At 64.9% G+C, this 17794-nt stretch carries 19 protein-coding genes; 9 read left to right on the top strand and 10 right to left on the bottom strand.

From position 1 onward, the window contains the following. Positions 1 to 22: 22 nt before the first annotated feature. Together L7H23_RS03605 and L7H23_RS03610 are read left to right on the top strand one after the other, a co-directional pair. Positions 23 to 1765 carry an amidohydrolase family protein gene (locus L7H23_RS03605; RefSeq protein WP_237837999.1) on the top strand — a complete coding sequence of 581 codons (1743 nt, stop codon included), beginning with the start codon at positions 23 to 25 and terminating at the stop codon, positions 1763 to 1765. Between the two features lie 8 nt (positions 1766 to 1773). After that, the gene (locus L7H23_RS03610; RefSeq protein ID WP_237838000.1) at positions 1774 to 2559 is read left to right on the top strand and encodes an SDR family oxidoreductase; all 786 of its coding nucleotides are present in this window, start codon (positions 1774 to 1776) and stop codon (positions 2557 to 2559) included. Here L7H23_RS03610 and L7H23_RS03615 read toward each other — a convergent pair. From L7H23_RS03615 to L7H23_RS03625, 3 genes are read right to left on the bottom strand one after another with little or no spacing between them, the layout of a single operon-like run. Then, positions 2556 to 3176 carry a TetR family transcriptional regulator gene (locus L7H23_RS03615; RefSeq protein WP_237838001.1) on the bottom strand — a complete coding sequence of 207 codons (621 nt, stop codon included), beginning with the start codon at positions 3174 to 3176 and terminating at the stop codon, positions 2556 to 2558. The two genes, L7H23_RS03610 and L7H23_RS03615, sit on opposite strands and share 4 nt — an antisense overlap. A 10-nt stretch (positions 3177 to 3186) precedes the next feature. Further along, positions 3187 to 4362, bottom strand: coding sequence for a CoA transferase (locus L7H23_RS03620; RefSeq protein ID WP_237838002.1), 1176 nt, complete (start codon positions 4360 to 4362; stop codon positions 3187 to 3189). Continuing rightward, on the bottom strand, positions 4359 to 6701 hold the full coding sequence (locus tag L7H23_RS03625) for an enoyl-CoA hydratase-related protein (protein WP_237838003.1): 2343 nt from the start codon (positions 6699 to 6701) through the stop codon (positions 4359 to 4361). Before L7H23_RS03625 ends, L7H23_RS03620 begins: the two co-directional genes overlap by 4 nt. Positions 6702 to 6797: 96 nt before the next feature. Here L7H23_RS03625 and L7H23_RS03630 point away from each other — a divergent pair, with 96 nt between their 5' ends. The 7 genes from L7H23_RS03630 to L7H23_RS03660 all read left to right on the top strand — a co-directional run bounded on the left by L7H23_RS03630 (position 6798) and on the right by L7H23_RS03660 (position 12004). Then, positions 6798 to 8216, top strand: a complete 1419-nt coding sequence (locus L7H23_RS03630; protein ID WP_237838004.1) for an aldehyde dehydrogenase family protein — start codon at positions 6798 to 6800, stop codon at positions 8214 to 8216. Between the two features lie 92 nt (positions 8217 to 8308). Then, positions 8309 to 8854, top strand: a complete 546-nt coding sequence (locus L7H23_RS03635; RefSeq protein WP_237838005.1) for a helix-turn-helix transcriptional regulator — start codon at positions 8309 to 8311, stop codon at positions 8852 to 8854. Between the two features lie 56 nt (positions 8855 to 8910). Further along, positions 8911 to 9246: a hypothetical protein gene (locus L7H23_RS03640; RefSeq protein ID WP_237838006.1), complete on the top strand. Its 336-nt coding sequence runs from the start codon at positions 8911 to 8913 to the stop codon at positions 9244 to 9246. A 38-nt stretch (positions 9247 to 9284) separates the two neighbouring features. Further along, entirely contained in the window at positions 9285 to 9782 is a 498-nt protein-coding gene (locus L7H23_RS03645; RefSeq protein WP_237838007.1) for a hypothetical protein, read from the top strand. Continuing rightward, on the top strand, positions 9677 to 10306 hold the full coding sequence (locus L7H23_RS03650; RefSeq protein WP_237838008.1) for a JAB domain-containing protein: 630 nt from the start codon (positions 9677 to 9679) through the stop codon (positions 10304 to 10306). The genes L7H23_RS03645 and L7H23_RS03650 overlap by 106 nt, the downstream gene beginning before the upstream one ends. Then, positions 10306 to 10749: a MarR family transcriptional regulator gene (locus L7H23_RS18570; RefSeq protein WP_345790418.1), complete on the top strand. Its 444-nt coding sequence runs from the start codon at positions 10306 to 10308 to the stop codon at positions 10747 to 10749. Before L7H23_RS03650 ends, L7H23_RS18570 begins: the two co-directional genes overlap by 1 nt. Positions 10750 to 10849: 100 nt before the next feature. Beyond that, a complete protein-coding gene (locus tag L7H23_RS03660; RefSeq protein WP_237838009.1) occupies positions 10850 to 12004 on the top strand; it encodes an acyl-CoA dehydrogenase family protein in 1155 nt (384 codons plus the stop codon). A gap of 7 nt (positions 12005 to 12011) precedes the next feature. Here L7H23_RS03660 and L7H23_RS03665 read toward each other — a convergent pair whose 3' ends face one another. The 7 genes from L7H23_RS03665 to cyoC form a co-directional block, all read right to left on the bottom strand. Further along, entirely contained in the window at positions 12012 to 13256 is a 1245-nt protein-coding gene (locus tag L7H23_RS03665) for an acyl-CoA dehydrogenase family protein (protein WP_237838010.1), read from the bottom strand. Between the two features lie 96 nt (positions 13257 to 13352). Beyond that, entirely contained in the window at positions 13353 to 14267 is a 915-nt protein-coding gene (locus L7H23_RS03670) for a LysR family transcriptional regulator (protein WP_237838011.1), read from the bottom strand. Beyond that, a complete protein-coding gene (locus tag L7H23_RS03675; protein ID WP_237838012.1) occupies positions 14264 to 14797 on the bottom strand; it encodes a response regulator transcription factor in 534 nt (177 codons plus the stop codon). Before L7H23_RS03675 ends, L7H23_RS03670 begins: the two co-directional genes overlap by 4 nt. Beyond that, on the bottom strand, positions 14794 to 16095 hold the full coding sequence (locus L7H23_RS03680) for an ATP-binding protein (RefSeq protein ID WP_237838013.1): 1302 nt from the start codon (positions 16093 to 16095) through the stop codon (positions 14794 to 14796). The genes L7H23_RS03675 and L7H23_RS03680 overlap by 4 nt, the downstream gene beginning before the upstream one ends. Next, positions 16092 to 16796: an SURF1 family protein gene (locus tag L7H23_RS03685; protein ID WP_237838014.1), complete on the bottom strand. Its 705-nt coding sequence runs from the start codon at positions 16794 to 16796 to the stop codon at positions 16092 to 16094. Before L7H23_RS03685 ends, L7H23_RS03680 begins: the two co-directional genes overlap by 4 nt. Beyond that, on the bottom strand, positions 16793 to 17170 hold the full coding sequence (gene cyoD, locus L7H23_RS03690) for a cytochrome o ubiquinol oxidase subunit IV (RefSeq protein ID WP_237838015.1): 378 nt from the start codon (positions 17168 to 17170) through the stop codon (positions 16793 to 16795). Before cyoD ends, L7H23_RS03685 begins: the two co-directional genes overlap by 4 nt. Beyond that, complete coding sequence (gene cyoC / locus L7H23_RS03695) at positions 17167 to 17793, bottom strand: cytochrome o ubiquinol oxidase subunit III (RefSeq protein ID WP_237838016.1); 627 nt, start codon at positions 17791 to 17793, stop codon at positions 17167 to 17169. The genes cyoD and cyoC overlap by 4 nt, the downstream gene beginning before the upstream one ends. Position 17794: the final 1 nt, after the last annotated feature.

Below are 17794 nucleotides of genomic sequence, written 5' to 3' on the forward strand. Positions count from 1 at the left end.
ACGACATACCGGGAGATTTGTCATGTACGGATTCGACCTCGTCATCAAGAACGGGACGATCATCGACGGCACGCGCTTTCCGCGCTTCAGGTCCGACATCGGGATCAGGGACGGGAAAATTGCACGGATCGGGCACATCGCCGATCCCGGCAGCGCGCGCGTGGTCGATGCGGACGGACTGATCGTCGCTCCCGGCCATATCGACACCCACACCCATTATGACGCGCAGATTTTCTGGGATCCGACGTGCTCGAACGCCGGCGAGAACGGTATCACCACCGTCGTGACCGGCAATTGCGGCTTCGGCTTCGCTCCCGTCCATGTAAGGGATCGCGAGCGCGCGATGCTCATGATGGAAACGACCGAACAGGTTCCCGCGATCCAGATGCAGACCGCCCTCCCCTGGTCGTGGGAAACCTTCCCCGAGCTCGTCGAGGCGATGCGGCGGACGCCCAAGGCGGTGAACCTCACCATGTTCCTGCCGCTCAACGCGGTGATGTTCTATGTGATGGGCGAGGATGCGAAGCACCGCCGCCCGACCGCGGCCGAGATCAATACGATCAAGGGGCTGATCCACGAGGCGATGGACGCCGGCGCGTGCGGCCTGTCGCTTAGCTTCATGGGGCACGAGAACAACCATGTCGACGTCGACGGATCGCCGATGCCGACCGACATCATGTATCCCGACGATGCCGTCGCGATGGCGAGCGCGCTGAAGGACCGGCAGGAAGGGATCATCCAGGTCATCTCGCAGATCGGCCCGGTCGGCGACCGGAGCATCAGCGAAAAGCTGGCGCGCGAGACCGGCCGCCCGATCCTGCACAACGTGTTCTCGGTCAGCGAATACACCCCCGACCTCCACCGCCAGAGCATGGCGTGGCTGGACGCGATGAACGAAGAGGACGGCGTCGAGATGTACGCCGCGACGGTGATCTGCCGCGCGTGGAACGAGACCGAACTCTTCAACTCGCCCGGCTGCTCGCTCGACGCGCTCGACGTCTATCGCGAGCTGACCTTCTGCAAGGATCCGGCCGACAAGCGCGCCAAGCTGCTCGATCCCGAATTCCGCCGCCGTTTCAACGAGAGCTATGACCCAGTGATGTTCGAGGCGACCGCGGGCGGGCTCGCCGACTATACGGTGATCGGAATGGGCGAAGGCTCGAACGACGCCAAGGGCTATCTCGGCAAGACATTGGGCGAGATCGCCGCGGCCGAAGGCAAGACCGAGGTTGACGCCTTCATCGACACCGCACTCGAAAGCGACCTGCGGATCGAACTCAAGACTCCCGGCATCGCGATCGACCCCGCAAAGGTCGCCGACCTGCTGTCGAACGGGCGCGTCCTCGCGGGGGCCTCGGACGGCGGCGCGCACACCAAGAATTTCAGCGGAGGCCAGTGGACCACCGACCTGATCCTGTGGCTGGTACGCGACAATGACTTCCTCTCGCTCGAGGAAATGCACTACCGTCTTTCCTATCAGCCCGCGCGCGCGATGGGCATCAAGGATCGCGGCGCGCTGCTCGAAGGCATGGCGGCCGACATTCTCGTCTATGATCTGGCCGAGCTGTATTTCGACCAGGATCGGTTCGACGTCGTCCATGACCAGCCCGGCGGCGACTGGCGGCGCAAGGCGCGCGCCGGCGGATATCGCCAGATCTTCGTGAACGGCGAGCAGACGTTCGAGCGCGACCGCCCGGTCGGCGCGACGCCCGGCGTCTATCTGGGCGATGGCGTGCCCCGCCCGCAGATCGCCCGCGCCGCCTGATCGCACCCATGCTCCAGGACCGGGTCATTCTCGTCGTCGGCGGGTCGACGGGCATCGGACGCGCCACCGCCATCGCCTGCGGGCAGGCCGGTGCGACCGTCGTCGTCGGCGCCCGCGACCGCGCGAAAGCGGAAGAGGTCGCCGGCGAAGCTGCACGCGCCGGGGCGCCCCGGACGCTGGGGCTGCCGGTCGACGTGCGCACGTCGGAAGCGGTCGATGCATTCGTCTCGACGGCCGCCGACACCTTCGGTCGTCTCGACGGCGCGGTGAACAACGCAGGTATCGAGGGCCGCATGGCACCGATGCATGATCTCACCGACGTCGACTATGCGGACATCATGGATGTGAACGCGCGCGGCATCTTCTTTGCGATGCGTGCCGAGATCGCCGCGATGGGCGCCACGGGGGGCGCGATCGTCAATGTCGGGTCGGTCGGCTCGTTCACCGGGCTCGTCGGCCAGTCGGTCTATGCCGCGTCCAAACATGCCGTCTGGGCGCTTACCCGTTCAGCGGCGGTCGAAAACGCCGGGCGCGGGATCCGCATCAACATGATCGCCCCCGCCGGCACCGAGACCCCGATGCTTCACCGCGTGCTGCAGGGCAATGAGGAGGCGATGCGCGGCGCGGCAAGAATGCATCCGATCGGCCGGTTCGGCACGCCCGAAGAGAGCGCCGCAGCGATCGTCTGGCTGCTCTCCGACGCCGCTTCCTTCGTCTGCGGCCAGTCGATCGGAGTCGACGGCGGCTATTCGGCGACGCTCGGCTTCAACCCGCAGGCTGCGCTCGCCGACTAACGCGCGAGCAGCCCGCCGACGATCAGTTCGCTTACCGTCGTGGCATAGCGTTCGACGAGGTCGTGATCGAGCGAACCGTCGCCAAGGATCGTGTGCCGCGACTGCACCGACGAGAAAAGATGCGCGCAGGCGCCGTCGATCGCAAAGCTGACCAGGTTGGCGTCGACCGCGCGAAACTCGCCGCACGCGATGCCGTCGGCTATGATCGCTCGCCGTGCCTCGATCACCGGCCGGACAAAGGTCGCGCCGACCTTTGCCGAGGCTTCGGGCGACGCTTCGCGCAGCAGCTTCTGGAGCAGGCGATTGAGATAAGGCCGCTCGAAATAAGCCTCGATCAATCCCTTGATATGGATTTCCATCTTCGCCGTCGGAGCAATATCCGCGGCTAGCAGGCGTTCAAGATGCCCCGAGGCGCGCCGTGCATCGCCCTCGATGATCGCGATCATCAGCCCTTCGCGGTTGCCGAAATAATAGCTGACGAGCGCAACGTTGGTGCCGGCCCGCTCCGAAATGTCGGCGATCGACACCTCGAGCAGCCCGCGCTCAATCATCAGGCTGCGCGCCGCCTCGACGATGCGCTGCGCCGTCGCCGGCTGGTCGGTCAGATCCTCGGCCATGCTGCCCCCGTCATTGCCCCTTCAGCCTCGCGCGGATCCGGTCGGACTGTTCGCCCAGCCGCGGCGCATGACGCTTGGCTGATTCGAGCGGCTTTGCAAAGCGCACCGGATGCTCCATCGCGAAATAGCCCCCTTCGCTCGGATGCTCCTGCCGCGAGAAAAAGCCTGTCGCTGCCAGATGCGGGTCGTCCATGATATCGGCGATATCGCGCACCGGCTGCGCAGGTATCTGCGCCGCATGGCATTTCGCGATCAGTTCGTCCGTGGTAAAAGCCGGGGTCAGCCGGGCCATTTCGCGGTAGAGCAGCGCCAGATTGACCGTCCGCGCCTTGCGGGTCGCGAACCGCTCGTCATTCAGAAACCCCGGATTGCCGAGCACCTCGAACATCTTCGGCCAGGCTTCATCGGTATAGGGCACGATACTGACGAAGCCGTCGCGCGTCGGGAAAGGCTGCCGGTCGGGATCGATCTGGCGGAAATAGCCGACGGGCGCGTTCGGGGGATCGAAGCTCTGTCCGGCGAGATGTTCGAGGAGCATGAAATGGCTGAACGCCTCGAACATCGCGATCTCTATCTTCTGCCCCTCTCCCGTCCTGAGCTTGTGGATCACGGCGGCGAGCACCGCATAGGCGGCGTGAAGGCCCGCGACCTTGTCGGCGATCAGCGACGGCAGGTAGCGCGCACGCGGATTGCCGTCGACGCGCGGCAACAAGGTTGCCGTCCCCGTCGCCGCCTGGATCACATCGTCATAGGCCTGCAGGTCGGCATAGGGGCCGTGCTGCCCGAAGCCCACGCAATGCGCATAGATGATATCGGGATTGATCGCCCGCACCGCGGCATAGTCGAGCCCCAGCCGCTCGACCGCCTTGCCGCGCACGTTGAGCACGAACACGTCGGCGTCTTCGAGCAGCGCCTTCATGCACGCGAGGTCATCGGGGGTCTTGAGATCGAGCGCGACCGACTGCTTGCCGCGGTTGATCGCCATGAAGCCGGGACTCATCCCAGGCGTCGCCGCGGCCTTGCCCGACCAGCGGAATGCATCGCCCGCGCCCGGTGCCTCGACCTTGATCACCTCGGCGCCGAGTTCGGCGAGGATATGCGTGCAATAGGGGCCGAAGACGACGCTCGTCAGATCGACCACCCGGATCCCGTCCAGCATCGGCCTGCCGTCCATCGCAATCGTCACGATCCGCTCCATTCGGGTTTGCGCTTTTCGGCAAAGGCGCTGACGCCCTCGCGGAAATCGCGCGTGCGCATCAGCCGTCCGAAGATGCGTCCGTTGGCCGCCATCGCCTCCTCGAGCGATTCCAGATCTTCGAGTTTGTTGAGCGCCTCTTTCGAGGCGCGGATCGCCGACGGCGAATTTTCGAGCAGCCGTTCGGCGAGCGCCCGCGCGGCGCCCAGCGCATCGCCATCGACGACATCGTTGATGACGCCAAGTTCCCGCGCCTCGGTAGCGTCGAAATGCCGTCCCGTCAGAATGAGTTCCATCGCCGCCTTGCGCCCGATCTGACGCGTCAGCCGCTGGACGCCGCCCGCCGCCGCATAAAGGCCGACCTTTACTTCCGGCAGCGCGAAGCGTGCGCTCGCCGCGGCAACGGCAAGGTCGCAGGCAAGGACGATTTCAAGGCCTCCGCCCATAGCCACCCCGTTCACCGCGGCGATGACCGGCTTGGTCCGGTCGAAGCGCGAGCAGAGTCCTGCAAAGCCGGATGGCGGGATCGACATGTCCCCGCCCTTCGCCGTGACTTTCAGGTCGTTGCCGCTGCAAAAGGCCCGGTCGCCCGCCCCCGTGACGATCGCGACCCACAGGTCGGGGTCGCGCTCGAAATCATCCCAGATCTCGTGCAGCTCGAAATGCACCCCGCTGAAAAGCGCGTTCATGGCCTCGGGCCGGTTTAGCGTGACCTCGAGGACATGCCCGTGACGCTCGACCAGCACATGCCCGAACCGCCGCGCCGCCAGCCCAGCTGCGGGTGCGGGCTCGCAGAGCCGGCTTGCAGGTTCGACGAAATTTACACCCTGCTCGTGAACGATGCGAACCGACCGGCCGATCGCATCCTGTTCGGCAAGGCACGCCAGCGTCGCGCGGTGCCCCGTACGGACCCGGGCCAGTACGCGCCCCTTTTCGTTTGACGCGATGACATAGCCGCGTGAAGGCTGCCCCTTCTTCCAGGTCACCGTATAACTGTCGATAAGCGCGTCGGTGGTCTCGGCGAGCAAGGCCGGCGCAGGCGCGTCGTCGATGTCGCGCTGCCCGGCGTCGTCGCGGCGCGGCCGCCAGTTTTCGACGGGCTCGGTCGAATAGACGCCGGCCGCTTCCTTCGAGAGGAAACCGCCATTGGCGAGGATGAGACCGAATTCGCCGGGCGAAGCGCGGAGCCGATCGGCCATCGTTGCGATGGCGTGCATCGAATAATTGTTCCCCGCCCCTCCGAAGAAGGGCAACCCGCCGGTGACGGTGCAGCGGGTATGCCGCCAGTCCACCCCCAGTGCCTCTGCTGCGAGCAGCACCGCACAGGGAAAGCAACTGTAGAGATCGAACCGGTCGATGCCGGGCACCGTCTTCCCCGCCATATCGAGCGCGCCCTGTAGCGCCGCCTCGATCGCGCGCGACCGCGACAGATCGGGCCGCTCCATGACCGGCCGATCCTTTACGGCGGCATAGCCATGCAGATAGACCCATTTGGCGGGATCGATTCCGGCACGCCGCGCTGCACCGACGGAGGTCAGGATGACCGCCGCCCCCTGATTCACCGCGTCCTGCGCGACATGCCATTTGAGATAGGGCTCGGCGACCGGATAATTGGCGTCGCCCGGCGTCGCGAGGAAATCGCGCGAGCGGCTCTGCGGGAATTGCGAATAAGGGTTCTCCGCTGCAACCTGCGAGAAGCCCTCCCACAGCTCGGACATCAGCGCGACATAGGCGGACCGGTCAAGCCCCAACCGTGCGCGCAGCGCCTGCTCGAACGCCGGATAGGTCTGCGTGGGCATGGCCAAGCCGTTCACGCGCTCATAGTCTGTCAGGAGCGACGGCCCCAGCCCGCGGTCCTCCCATGGGCCCTCGACACTGTACGACCAGTCAAGCGTCAGCCGCGCCTTCAACGCCTGCTTCATCGCCGCCGTCGCCTCGGCCCCTGCCAGCAGAACCGCTTCGGCATCGCCCGCAAAGATCGCCTCCGCCGCCTCGTTCACCAGCGCCTGTGGCTGATCGCCCCCCACGACCGAATAGATGCAGCGCGCGCCCTCGATCCCCAGTTCCGCCGCCAGCGTGGCGGGCGGGTTGGTGCAGCGCCCGAACGGATGGCGCACGCCCTCGATCGAGTCGTGATTGGCACGCAAGACGACAACGCCGTCGATCATCCGGCGCAGCGCCTCGGCAGCGCCGCTATCGGCGAGCGCCCGTTTGGCCGCTGCGAGTTGAAGCCCGAGCGGGCCCGGTGCGTCGTCGATACCCTGACCGTCCCAATGGCGAACGATCTGGCCGACGCCGACCAATATGGGGGTTTGCGGATCGATGGCCATCGCGGCGCCTCTCCTTGACGCAGTTTAAATGTTCATTTAATCGAGCGTTTAAATGCTCATTTAATCCGAGTCAATCGGATCGCAGGAGAGGCCATCATGAATTTCGAGACCGGATATTCGATGCTCATCGACGGCGCGCTGGTGACCGGCGACGCACAGATAGAGGTGATCAATCCCGCGAACGGGCAGATATTCGCGGCTGCCCCCGATTGCTCGCCGGAACAACTCGATATTGCGGTGGCGGCCGCGCGGCGGGCGTTCAGGGCATGGCGTGCGGTGCCGATCGGCGAGCGGCAGGCCTGTCTGCTGAAAGCCGCGGACATTCTCGACGCCAATGCCGAACAGCTTGCGCGGCTTTTCACGCGCGAACAGGGCCGTCCGACCGATGGTGCCCTGTCGGAAATCGGTATCGCGGTGGCGTGGCTCCGCGCCTATGCGGCGATGACACCGCCCGCGCATGTCATCGATAACGGCGATGGCCAGCGGGTCGAGACGAATTATGTGCCGCTCGGCGCCGTCTGTGCGATTTCGCCGTGGAATTTCCCGGTCAATCTCTCGATCTGGAAGATCGCCCCCGCTCTCGCCGCCGGCAATACCATCGTGCTCAAGCCTTCGCCCTTCACCCCGCTCTGCATGCTCAAGATCGGCGAATTGCTGAAAGACGCGTTCCCCGCGGGCGTTCTCAATATCATTTCGGGCGGCGACGCGCTCGGCCCGCTGATGACCGCGCATCCGGGCTTTGCGAAGATCTCTTTCACCGGATCGACCGCGACCGGCAAGCGCGTGATGGAAAGCGCGGCGAAGGATCTGAAGCGCCTGACGCTCGAGCTTGGCGGCAACGATGCGGCGATCGTCATGTCCGACGTCGATCTCGACGACGTGGCGCAGAAAATATTCTTCGGCGCCTTTTTCAACAGCGCCCAGATCTGCGTCGCAACCAAGCGCCTCTACGTCCATGACAGCATTTATGACGGACTGCGCGACCGGCTCGCGGCGATCGCGCAGTCCGTGAAACTCGGTGACGGAAGCGAACAGGGTACCGTTCTCGGCCCCCTGCAGAACCGGCGCCAGTTCGAGCGGGTATCGGCGCTGATCGAAGACGCAAGGGACGCCGGGCTGACGCTTGTGGAGGGGCCGGCCGGCCCCGACACGGGGGGCTATTTCATCCCCGTCACGATCATCGACAACCCGCCCGAGGATTCGGCCGTCGTGCAGGAGGAGGCCTTCGGCCCCGTTCTGCCGATGATGCGCTTTCACGATCTCGACGAAGTCATCGATCGCGCCAACGCCAGCGAATATGGTCTCGCCGGTGCGGTGTGGTCGAAGAATGTCGATCAGGCCGTCGCCGTCGCCCGCCGACTTGAAACCGGGACGGTCTGGATCAACCAGAATCTGATGCTCCGGCCCGATACGCCGTTCGCGGGACACAAGCAAAGCGGGTTCGGCGTGGAGAACGGCATGGACGGCATGCTCGAATATATGGCGCCGCAAAGCATCTACATCGCGGCCGGATAGGCGCCCGTTACCACGGCCGGCCCGCCACCCCGCGTGAATGATTCGATATTTCCATCTTGTTTCGGGCTGCCGAAACATGGTTATTCGCGCGCATGGGCGCGACGGATAAAAATGGCGGGGACTTCGCATCGCTGACCGACAAGCAGGCGGCGGTGCTGGACCTGCTTGCGAACGGCCGCACCTCGAAGGAGATCGCCTCGGCGCTCGACCTCTCCGAATCTGCCGTCAATCGCCGGATCGAGCTGCTGCGCACGCGGTTTTCGGGGATCACCCGGCTCGAACTGGCGCGCCGGTATCGCGACTGGGCGATGGCGAAACTGCCGTCGGAAACCGCGCCGGCCGCACGTGTAGAAACTTACAGGCAAAGTCTTCGTCTCGCCCCGGCGCCCGAACCCGGTCAGAACCCGGTCGAGGACAGCCATGACGATCCGCTGCGCTTCGGGGACTCGCTCGAGATATCGATTGATCCCCCCTGGACTGCGGTGAAGCTCCCAAAGGTTGTTCCCGGGGTGCTCGACGGCGAAAATGCCGCACTGACCCGTGGCGCCGCGATCGCGATCATCTTGTTCGGGATCGTTGCAAGCCTCGTCCTCGGCCTGGCCGCGGCGGGTGCTCTCACGGCGGTGGTCGGCAAATAGCGGCCCCGATCGTTGACGGACCTTCGCGTGCGAGCCCGGGGTCCGGGGGAACTGCCATGACCACACCCATTCCAGCGTATATGACGCGAATTCGCACCCAGATCCGCAGGGCAGAATCGAAGGCTGACGAGAGCCTGCTCGCGAAACTGGAAGTCCTGAGTTCGATACTCCGGACGCGGCAGAGCGAGGAAGCCCCTGCCCCGCATATCGGGCAGGACGCCATCGTCCGGCTGGGCCGCGCGATCCAGTCCGACATCGCCTCGGCCAACGACGTTTTTCGGTCGCACGACGCCCTTGTCCGCGCGAAAGTCCGGATCACCGGATCGTCGGGGCACGAAGATACGGATCCCTTCGGCGAGACGGGAAATCTCGGGCAGGAAAACGCCGCCTAGCAATTGACGACACCGCCGCGCGCAGCCACCGTGGTCACATGACCTGGCTGTGGGAATTCAACCTGACGACGATGCTGCTTCTTATCGTGGCGGCCTGGCGTTGGGGGGCAGCACCCGAACGGCTTTGCGTGGCGGTGATCGTTTTCATGAATCTGGGCGACCGGTTGTATCACGCGGTCATTGATCGCGGCACGATATATGCCTCCGTCGACCTTGGTCATCTTTTCATCGACGTCACTGCCGCCGCCGTCTTCATCGGCGTCGCCTTGTCGGCGAACCGGGTCTATCCGCTATGGCTCTCGGCCTTTCAGCTCGTTTCCGTCATCTCGCACTTCGCGCGCGAGGTGGACGCAAAGCTCGTGAAGTCGGCGTACGGGCTGATGACGTACGGGCCCTTCTACTTCATCCTGCTGATCCTGGCGGGAGGGATATGGATGCACGCGAGGCGCGTGAAGCGTTACGGGCCTTACCCGCCGTGGCGAACCTCCTCGAGCCCTTCGCGGGCGGCCTCGCAGAAATTGCCGCCGACCGGCTGATCCGCCATTTCGGCGGCCTTGGCCGTGCGCTTGCAGCTAGCCCCGAGCAACTCGTCGCCGCGCTTGAAGGCGACCGGCGGCTTGCCGACGCTATCGTCGCCGCGCGGACGCTCTTCGGTGCCGGACTGCGCGAAACCATTTCGCGAGCTCCCGTGTCGATCAACGATCCGGCTTTCCGGGAATATCTGCGCTTCAGCATAGGCCGGTCGGCAACCGAATGCCTGCACGCAACCTTTGTCACGCGAGGCTGGGGCTATCTTGCCGACGAGCAGATCGCGGACGGGGCCACCGCCCATGTCGAGGTCAATCTGCGACGGCTCCTCGGCCGTGCCTTTGACCTGGGGGCGCATGGCATCATTCTGGCGCACAATCATCCGTCGCATTCCGCCGAACCGAGCGCCGAGGACATCGCCCTGACGCGCCGGATCGCCCAACTCACCAAATCTGTCGGAATCCAGCTGCTCGACCATCTAGTCGTGGGCGGGAACGATATCGTCAGCATGAGACAAAGGGGTCTTCTGTAATGGGCCAGGAAATCTTCCAGCAGATGCAGAACGCATCGGTGCGCGCGCCTCTGCCGCCCACCAACGGATATGAGAGCGAGGAAAGCCTTCTCGCTGCGATCGCACAGGCGGAATATGCCAGCCGCAGGCGACGCGATGCACTCTTCCACCCGGGGATTTTCGCCGAGCCGGCATGGGATATGCTGCTCGATCTCTATGTTCAGGAACATCTGAAACGCCCCGTCAGCATTCACAGCCTTTGCATCGCCGCCGCCGTGCCGCCAACGACCGCGCTCCGCTGGATCGGCCGCCTCGTCGAATGCGGGCTGATGGCGCGCGAGCCGTCGCACCGCGACAATCGCGTCGTGCACGTCGCGCTGACCGCAACCGGCCGCGGCGAAATGGAGCAATATCTGCGCAGCCGGCTGGCTGCAGGCGCTATCGGCCATTCGCGAGGCGCCTAGAAGACCGGCACCGGGTTGCACGGAATTGCGGGTTGCCGCATCGTGCAGCACCGCTAAGGGCAATGGCACCATATCTTTCGACGACAGGAAGAGGAGCCACATGCCCGAGCTATCGCATCCCGAAATCCGCGAGTCCGTTCGCCGGCTCTGCGCCGATTTTCCCGGCAGCTACTGGCAGGCGCTCGACCGCGACCGCATTTATCCGACCGAGTTCGTCCGCACCCTTACCGAGGCAGGGTTCCTGTCGGTGCTGGTGCCCGAAGAGTTCGGCGGCGCGGGCCTCGGCCTGTCGGCCGCGACCGCCATCCTCGAGGAAATCCATCGTTCGGGCTGCAACGGCGGCGCCTGCCACGCCCAGATGTACACGATGGGCACCATCCTGAAGCACGGCTCGTCGGAACAGAAGGCGCGTTACCTTCCCGCGATCGCCAGCGGCGCGCTTCGCCTGCAGGCCTTTGGCGTTACCGAACCGACAAGCGGCACCGACACCACACGGATCAAGACCTTCGCGCGCCGCGACGGCGACGATTATGTTGTGAGCGGCCAGAAGATCTGGATCAGCCGCGCCGAGCATAGCGATCTGATGGTCCTGCTCGTCCGCACGACCCCGCGCGATCAGGTCGCCAAATCGTCGGACGGGATGAGCGTGCTGCTCGTCGACATGCGCGAGGCGGTCGGCAACGGGCTGACCATTCGCCCTGTCCGCACGATGCTCAACCATGCAACGACCGAATTGTTCTTCGACGACCTGCGCGTGCCCGCCGCCAACCTGATCGGTGAGGAAGGCAAGGGCTTCAAATATATTCTCGACGGCATGAACGCCGAGCGCATCCTGATCGCGAGCGAATGCATCGGCGACGGGCGCTTCTTCATCGACCGCGCGTCGGCCTATGCCGCCGGGCGCGAGGTGTTCGGACGTCCCATCGGCGAAAATCAGGGGATCCAGTTCCCGATCGCGCGCGCCTATGTCCAGCTATCCGCAGCCGCCGCGATGGTCGATCAGGCGGCGGCGATGTTCGAGGCGGGCGAACCGTGCGGGACCGAGGCGAACATGTCGAAGATGCTCGCGTCCGAAGCGAGCTGGTACGCCGCCGACATGTGCATCCAGACGCACGGCGGCTTCGGCTTTGCCGAGGAATATGACATCGAGCGCAAGTTCCGCGAAACGCGGCTCTATCAGGTCGCGCCGATCAGCACGAACCTGATATTGAGCCACGTCGCGACACATGTCCTGAAGCTCCCGAAGAGCTTCTGACGCACCCTCAGTGCCGCGACAGCTCGTCGCGGCCGACGACCATATAGTGGACCTCGTCGGGACCGTCGGCGAAGCGCAGGTGACGCACGTCGGCGTAGAGTTCTGCCAGCGGCGTCCAGTGCGAGATGCCGGTCGCACCGTGGATCTGGATCGCCTGGTCGATGATCTGGCACGCCCGCTCGGGGATCATCGCCTTGGCCATGCTGACCCAGACGCGCGCCTCGCGGTTGCCGAGCAGGTCCATCGCCTTGGCGGCCTTGAGCACGATCAGCCGCATCGCCTCGATGTCGCAGCGCGCCCGCGCAATAACTTCAAGATTCTTGCCGAGTTGCGACAGCGGCCGGCCGAAGGCGGTGCGCGAGTTGCCGCGCTTCACCATCAGGTCGAGCGCGACCTCGGCCTTGCCGATGGTACGCATGCAGTGATGGATGCGGCCCGGGCCGAGGCGCATCTGCGAAATCTCGAACCCCCTGCCCTCGCCGAGCAGGATATTCTCGCGTGGGACGCGGACATTCTCGAACCGCATGTGCATATGCCCCTGCGGCGCATGGTCGGCGCCGAAGACGCGCATCGGCCCGAGCACCTTCACCCCGGGTGTGTCCATCGGCACGAGAATCTGAGAATGCTGACCCTTCCGCGACGCTTCGGGGTTCGTCTTGAGCATGCAGATCAGGATCTTGCAGCGCGGATCGCCCGCGCCGCTGATGAAATATTTCTCGCCGTTGATGACCCACTCGTCGCCGTCGAGCACCGCACTTGTTTCGAGATTGCTGGCGTCGGATGACGCGACGCCCGGCTCGGTCATCACATAGGCCGAACGGATTTCACCGTTGAGCAACGGTTTCAGCCAGCGATCCTTCTGCTCTGGCGTGCCGACCATTTCGAGCACTTCCATATTGCCCGTGTCGGGCGCCGAGCAGTTCAGCGATTCCGACGCAAGCGGAGACTTGCCGAGTTCGGCAGCGATATAGGCATAGTCGAGGTTCGAAAGCGGGGTACCGGTGTCGCCGTGCGGGAGGAAGAAATTCCAGAGGCCCGAGGCCTTGGCCTTTGCCTTGGCACCTTCGAGCAGTTCGAGCTGACCGGGAGCCCAGCTCCAGCGGTCGGCGCGGTTCTCGCCCAGCTTGAAGAATTCCTCGGTGATCGGATCGACATTCTCCGCGATATGGCGCTTCACCGCATCGAAGAGCGGTTGCGCCTCCTTCGACATGCGCAGATCGTTGAGTTCGGCTTGAAGTTCGATTTCGGTCATGGACGGCTTCTCCGCTGGATTTGGTGCGAAGCTAGCCGCCCTCTATCATCAATGAAAATGATAGAGCGGAATATCCGATATTCATATTGCGAATGATCAGTCGGGCTTCGCCATCTCGTCGATGATGATCCTGCGCAGCCATTCGAGCGCCGGATCGGCCTGCGCGGCCTGATGCCAGTAGAGATAGGTTCCGCCCCGTTCCACCGGTAGCGGCAGTTCGACAAGCTGCATCGGCCACACCGCGTCGAGCACCTCAGCGTGCGAGCGCGGCAGCGAATAGAGCATGTCGGATTCGGCGATGATCTGCCACGCGGTGATCGCATGCTGGCAACGCACCGCGACACGGCGGCCGAGCCCCATGCGTTCGAGCGCCATATCCTCGATCCCCGGCCCGTGCGGCCGCGCGGTCGCGACGACATGGTCGAGCGCCAGATAGGTATCGAGGTCGATCGCGCCATCGACGCGCGAATGTCCCTTGCGTGCGACCACCACGAGCGGCTCGGTGCCGAGATAGTGGCGGCAGAGGCGATCGTCGGCAGGGAGCGCGACATCGAGCGCGAGGTCGAGATCACCATTGGCGAGCGCCATCACCAGATCGCGGCGGCGGAAGGTCACGCTGGCGAGCGCGATATGCGGCGCCTCGCGCCGGACGCGGCCGACGAGCGAAGAGAAGCGTGGCATCTCGCCCGACAGACGAACGCCGATGCGAAACTCGCGCGTCGATTGCGCCGGATCGAAGGAGGCTGCCGCATCGAGTGCCGCGTCGAGCCCGCGCAGCGCCTCGCGCACCGGCCCGGCGATCGCGCGCGCTGCGGGGGTGGGCACGAGCTTGTTGCCCTGCCGCACGAACAGCGGGTCATCGAACGCATCCCGCAGCTTCGCGAGCGCATGGCTGATCGCGGGCTGCGACAGGTTGAGGTGCCGTGCCGCCGCCGACACGCCCCCCTTCGCGTGGATCGCGTCGAACACCTGCAACAGGTTGAGGTCGAAGCGCGCGAGCCTGCGCATCATTTCACCTGCCGCTTCTCGAGCTTCCGCGCGAGCGTCCGCCGGTGCATACCCAGCCGCCGCGCTGCCTCCGAAATGTTGAAATTCGTCTCGACGAGCGTCTGGTGGATATGCTCCCACTCGACCGTCTTGATCGACGATGGCCGCGCGTCGAGCGGCGCGTCGACATTGCCTTCGGACCGTTCGAAAGCCGCCTCGATATCATCGGTGTTGGACGGCTTGGCGAGATAATAGGAGGCGCCGAGCTTCACGGCCTCGACCGCGGTTGCAATACTCGCGAACCCCGTGAGCACGACGATCCGCATCGCCGCATCCGCCGCCCGCAAGGTCTGGACGCAGGCAAGCCCAGACGCATTGCCGAGCTTCAGGTCGACCACCGCATAGCCCGGCGTCCAGTCAGCGAGCAGCGCCTCGGCCTCCTCGGGGCTGGCGGCGACGCGTACTGCATAGTCCCGCCTTTCGAACGAGCGCTTGAGCGTCCGCGCAAAGGCATCATCGTCTTCGACGATCAGAAGCTGCCGCTGCGTGCTCATATCGCCTCCTGTTCCGCCGCAACGGCATCGAGCGGCAACATGATGCGGACGACGGCGCCGCCGGCGTCACGGTTCTCCGCGCTCGCCCAGCCGCCAAGCTTGCGCAGGACATTGACCAGCAGGAACAGGCCCAGCCCTCCCCCCGGCCGCCCTTTCGTCGAGCGGTAGGGCTGGCCAAAGCCCTCGATCATGTCATCGCTGAAGCCGGGTCCGCGATCGACGACCTCGATCACCGCGGTGTCGCCGTCGCGCGAAGCCGTAATTCCCAGCCATTCGGGCGAGACTTCGGCGGCATTGTCGATGACATTGCCGATTACCTGCCGCAGCGCGGGATCCGAAACGATGGCGACATCGGCCCCGAAACGGTCGTTGAAATCGAGCCGTCCTGCAAAGCGCGCGGCGTGGTCGGCGACGACCGAGTTCAGGAAGATACGCATCGTCGTCATTTCGGGCGCGATCCCGCGCGCCTCGCCCGCCGACATCAGGATGCCGCTGACGATCGTCTTGCAGCGTCGCACCGCCGCATCCATCTCGGCGAGATCGTCCTGCAAATCCTGCTTCTTCGCGAGCGCTCGCGCGCCCTTCCAGTCGCCGATCAGCACCGACAGCGTCGACAGCGGCGTCCCCAGTTCGTGCGCAGCGCCCGAAGCAAGCAAACCCATGCGGACGATATGATCCTCCTCCGCCGCGCGCTGACGGCTTGCCGCGAGTGCCGCATCGCGCTCGCGCAGATTACGCGCGATCCGCGTGACAAAAGCGACGAGCAGCACGGCGATCAGCAGGAAGCAGACCAGGCTGCCCTGGAGATAGAGCCCCATGGGATCGGTGGCGTAAGGCGGCGGCAGGACAAGCGGCGTCGGATTGATCGTCAGCATCGCGATCGCGAAGAGCGCCGCCGCCACGATCCCCCATGAGGATCGCGACGTCAGCAGGATCGCGCCGATCACCACCTGCAACAGGAAAAGCGAAGCAAAGGGATTGGTGAGACCGCCGCTGTGGTGCAGCTGCCAGCCAAGTACCGCGACATCGCAAAGCAGTTCGGCGGTCAGTTCGGCATTGGTAACCGCGCGTCGGCGGCGAAGCAGGGCAATGCTTGCGAAGTTGATCGCGATCAGTGCCGCGACCGCCCCCATCAATGGGGCAATCGGCAGTCGAATATCCATCACCCCGGTGACGATGCCGATCGTCGCCAATTGGCCTCCGACCGCAAGCCAGCGCAGCTGGATCAGCAACGCCATGTTCCGCCGGCCGGCGTCGGCTTCGGCGGGGGCGGTCGGCAGGATCGTCGGAGCGCTCATTCCTCCCGCATATGCCAGAGCCGCCAGGCAAAAAAGAGGCTGAGCGCGCAAAGCGCGAACCAGGTCAGCGCATAGACCAGATGGTTGTCGGGAAAGCGGACCACGGTCAGCCCTCCGACCGGATAGCCGCCGGGATTCGGCGTCGCATCGGCGTCGACGAAATAGGGTGCGGTCCGGCCCAGTCCCCTCGCCTTCGCGATCGCGGCAACATCGCGCGAGTACCAGCGGTTTGCTGACGGGTCATTCGCGCGGAGAAACGCGCCTCCCGGCTCGGCGATACGGAGCAGGCCCGTCACCTTCACCGGTCCGGTGACATTGCCCCTGGCACGCCTCGCCTCATCGCTCCGCTCTTTCGGAACGAAACCGCGGTTGACGAGCAAGATGAAATCCGGCGTTTCGAGCGGGGTCAGCACCCAATAGCCCGCACCGCGCTCGGTCACTGCCTGCACCAGAGTCTCGCGGTCGTGGGCAAAGCGACCCGTCGCCGTGACGCGTCGATAGGCGTCGTCCTTCGCGTCGAGGCCCCGCCAACGATCGGGGCCGGGCGCCGCAACCGGCGCCGCATGAATGCGCGCATTGACCGCCGCGACCAGTTCGTGCTTCCACGCACGGCGCTCGACTTGCCAGACTCCGAGCGCCGCGAGAAGCGCCGCCGCGACCAGCGCCGCGGCGGCAAAAGCCGCGCGGCGGGTGCGTGTCACGGCAGCTGGCTCGTGTCGGGCATCGGCGGCATCATGTTGGTATTGAGGTGATGCATCACCCACAGCGAGCCCGCGAGCATGATCACGACGACGATTACGGTGAAGACGAGCGAGGTCAGCGACCAGCCGCCCTCGGCCTTTGGCGTCATATGGAGGAAGAAGACCATGTGGACGACGATCTGCACTGCCGCGAAGACCATGATGATCGCCGCGGTTGCGCCCGCCGAAAAGGGCCGTTCCATCACCAGCCAGAACGGGATCGCGGTCAGGATCACCGACAGGACGAAGCCGATCACATAATCACGCATCGAGGCATGCGGCATCTCGATCTCGTGATGACCGTCGGCCGCGTGGCCGTGAGGATCGGCGCTCATCGCAGCACTCCCATCAGATAGACAATCGTGAAGACGCCGATCCACACGACGTCGAGGAAGTGCCAGAACATGCTGAGGCACATCACGCGGCGCTTGTTCGCCGCGATCAGCCCGTGCTTGCCGAGCTGGACCATCAGCACGACCAGCCAGACGATGCCGAAGGTCACGTGCAGCCCGTGGGTTCCGACCAGTGTGAAAAAGCTCGACAGGAAAGCGCTGCGTTGCGGCGTCGCACCGATCTCGATCAGGTGGTGGAATTCGTAAAGCTCGATTCCCAGGAACGCGAGGCCGAACAGCCCGGTGATCGCGAGCCACAGCTGCGTCCCTTTCACCTTGCCCTGCTGCATCTGCAGCACCGCAAAGCCATAGGTAATCGACGAGAAGAGCAGCATCGCGGTGTTGAGCGCGACGAGCGGCAGGTCGAACAGATCCTTCGGCGACGGCCCAGCGGCATAGCTGCCGCCGAGCACCGCGAAGCAGGCAAACAGGATCGCAAAGATGAGGCAGTCGCTCATCAGATAGATCCAGAAGCCCAGCATCGTACTGTGCCCCTCGGGATGCGCATGCTCGTCGAGGTCGTAAAACTGGACGGGCTCGTCCGCGGTGATGGTTTTGGTGCTCATC

This window comes from Sphingopyxis sp. BSN-002, assembly GCF_022024275.1.
Classification (GTDB): Bacteria; Pseudomonadota; Alphaproteobacteria; order Sphingomonadales; family Sphingomonadaceae; genus Sphingopyxis.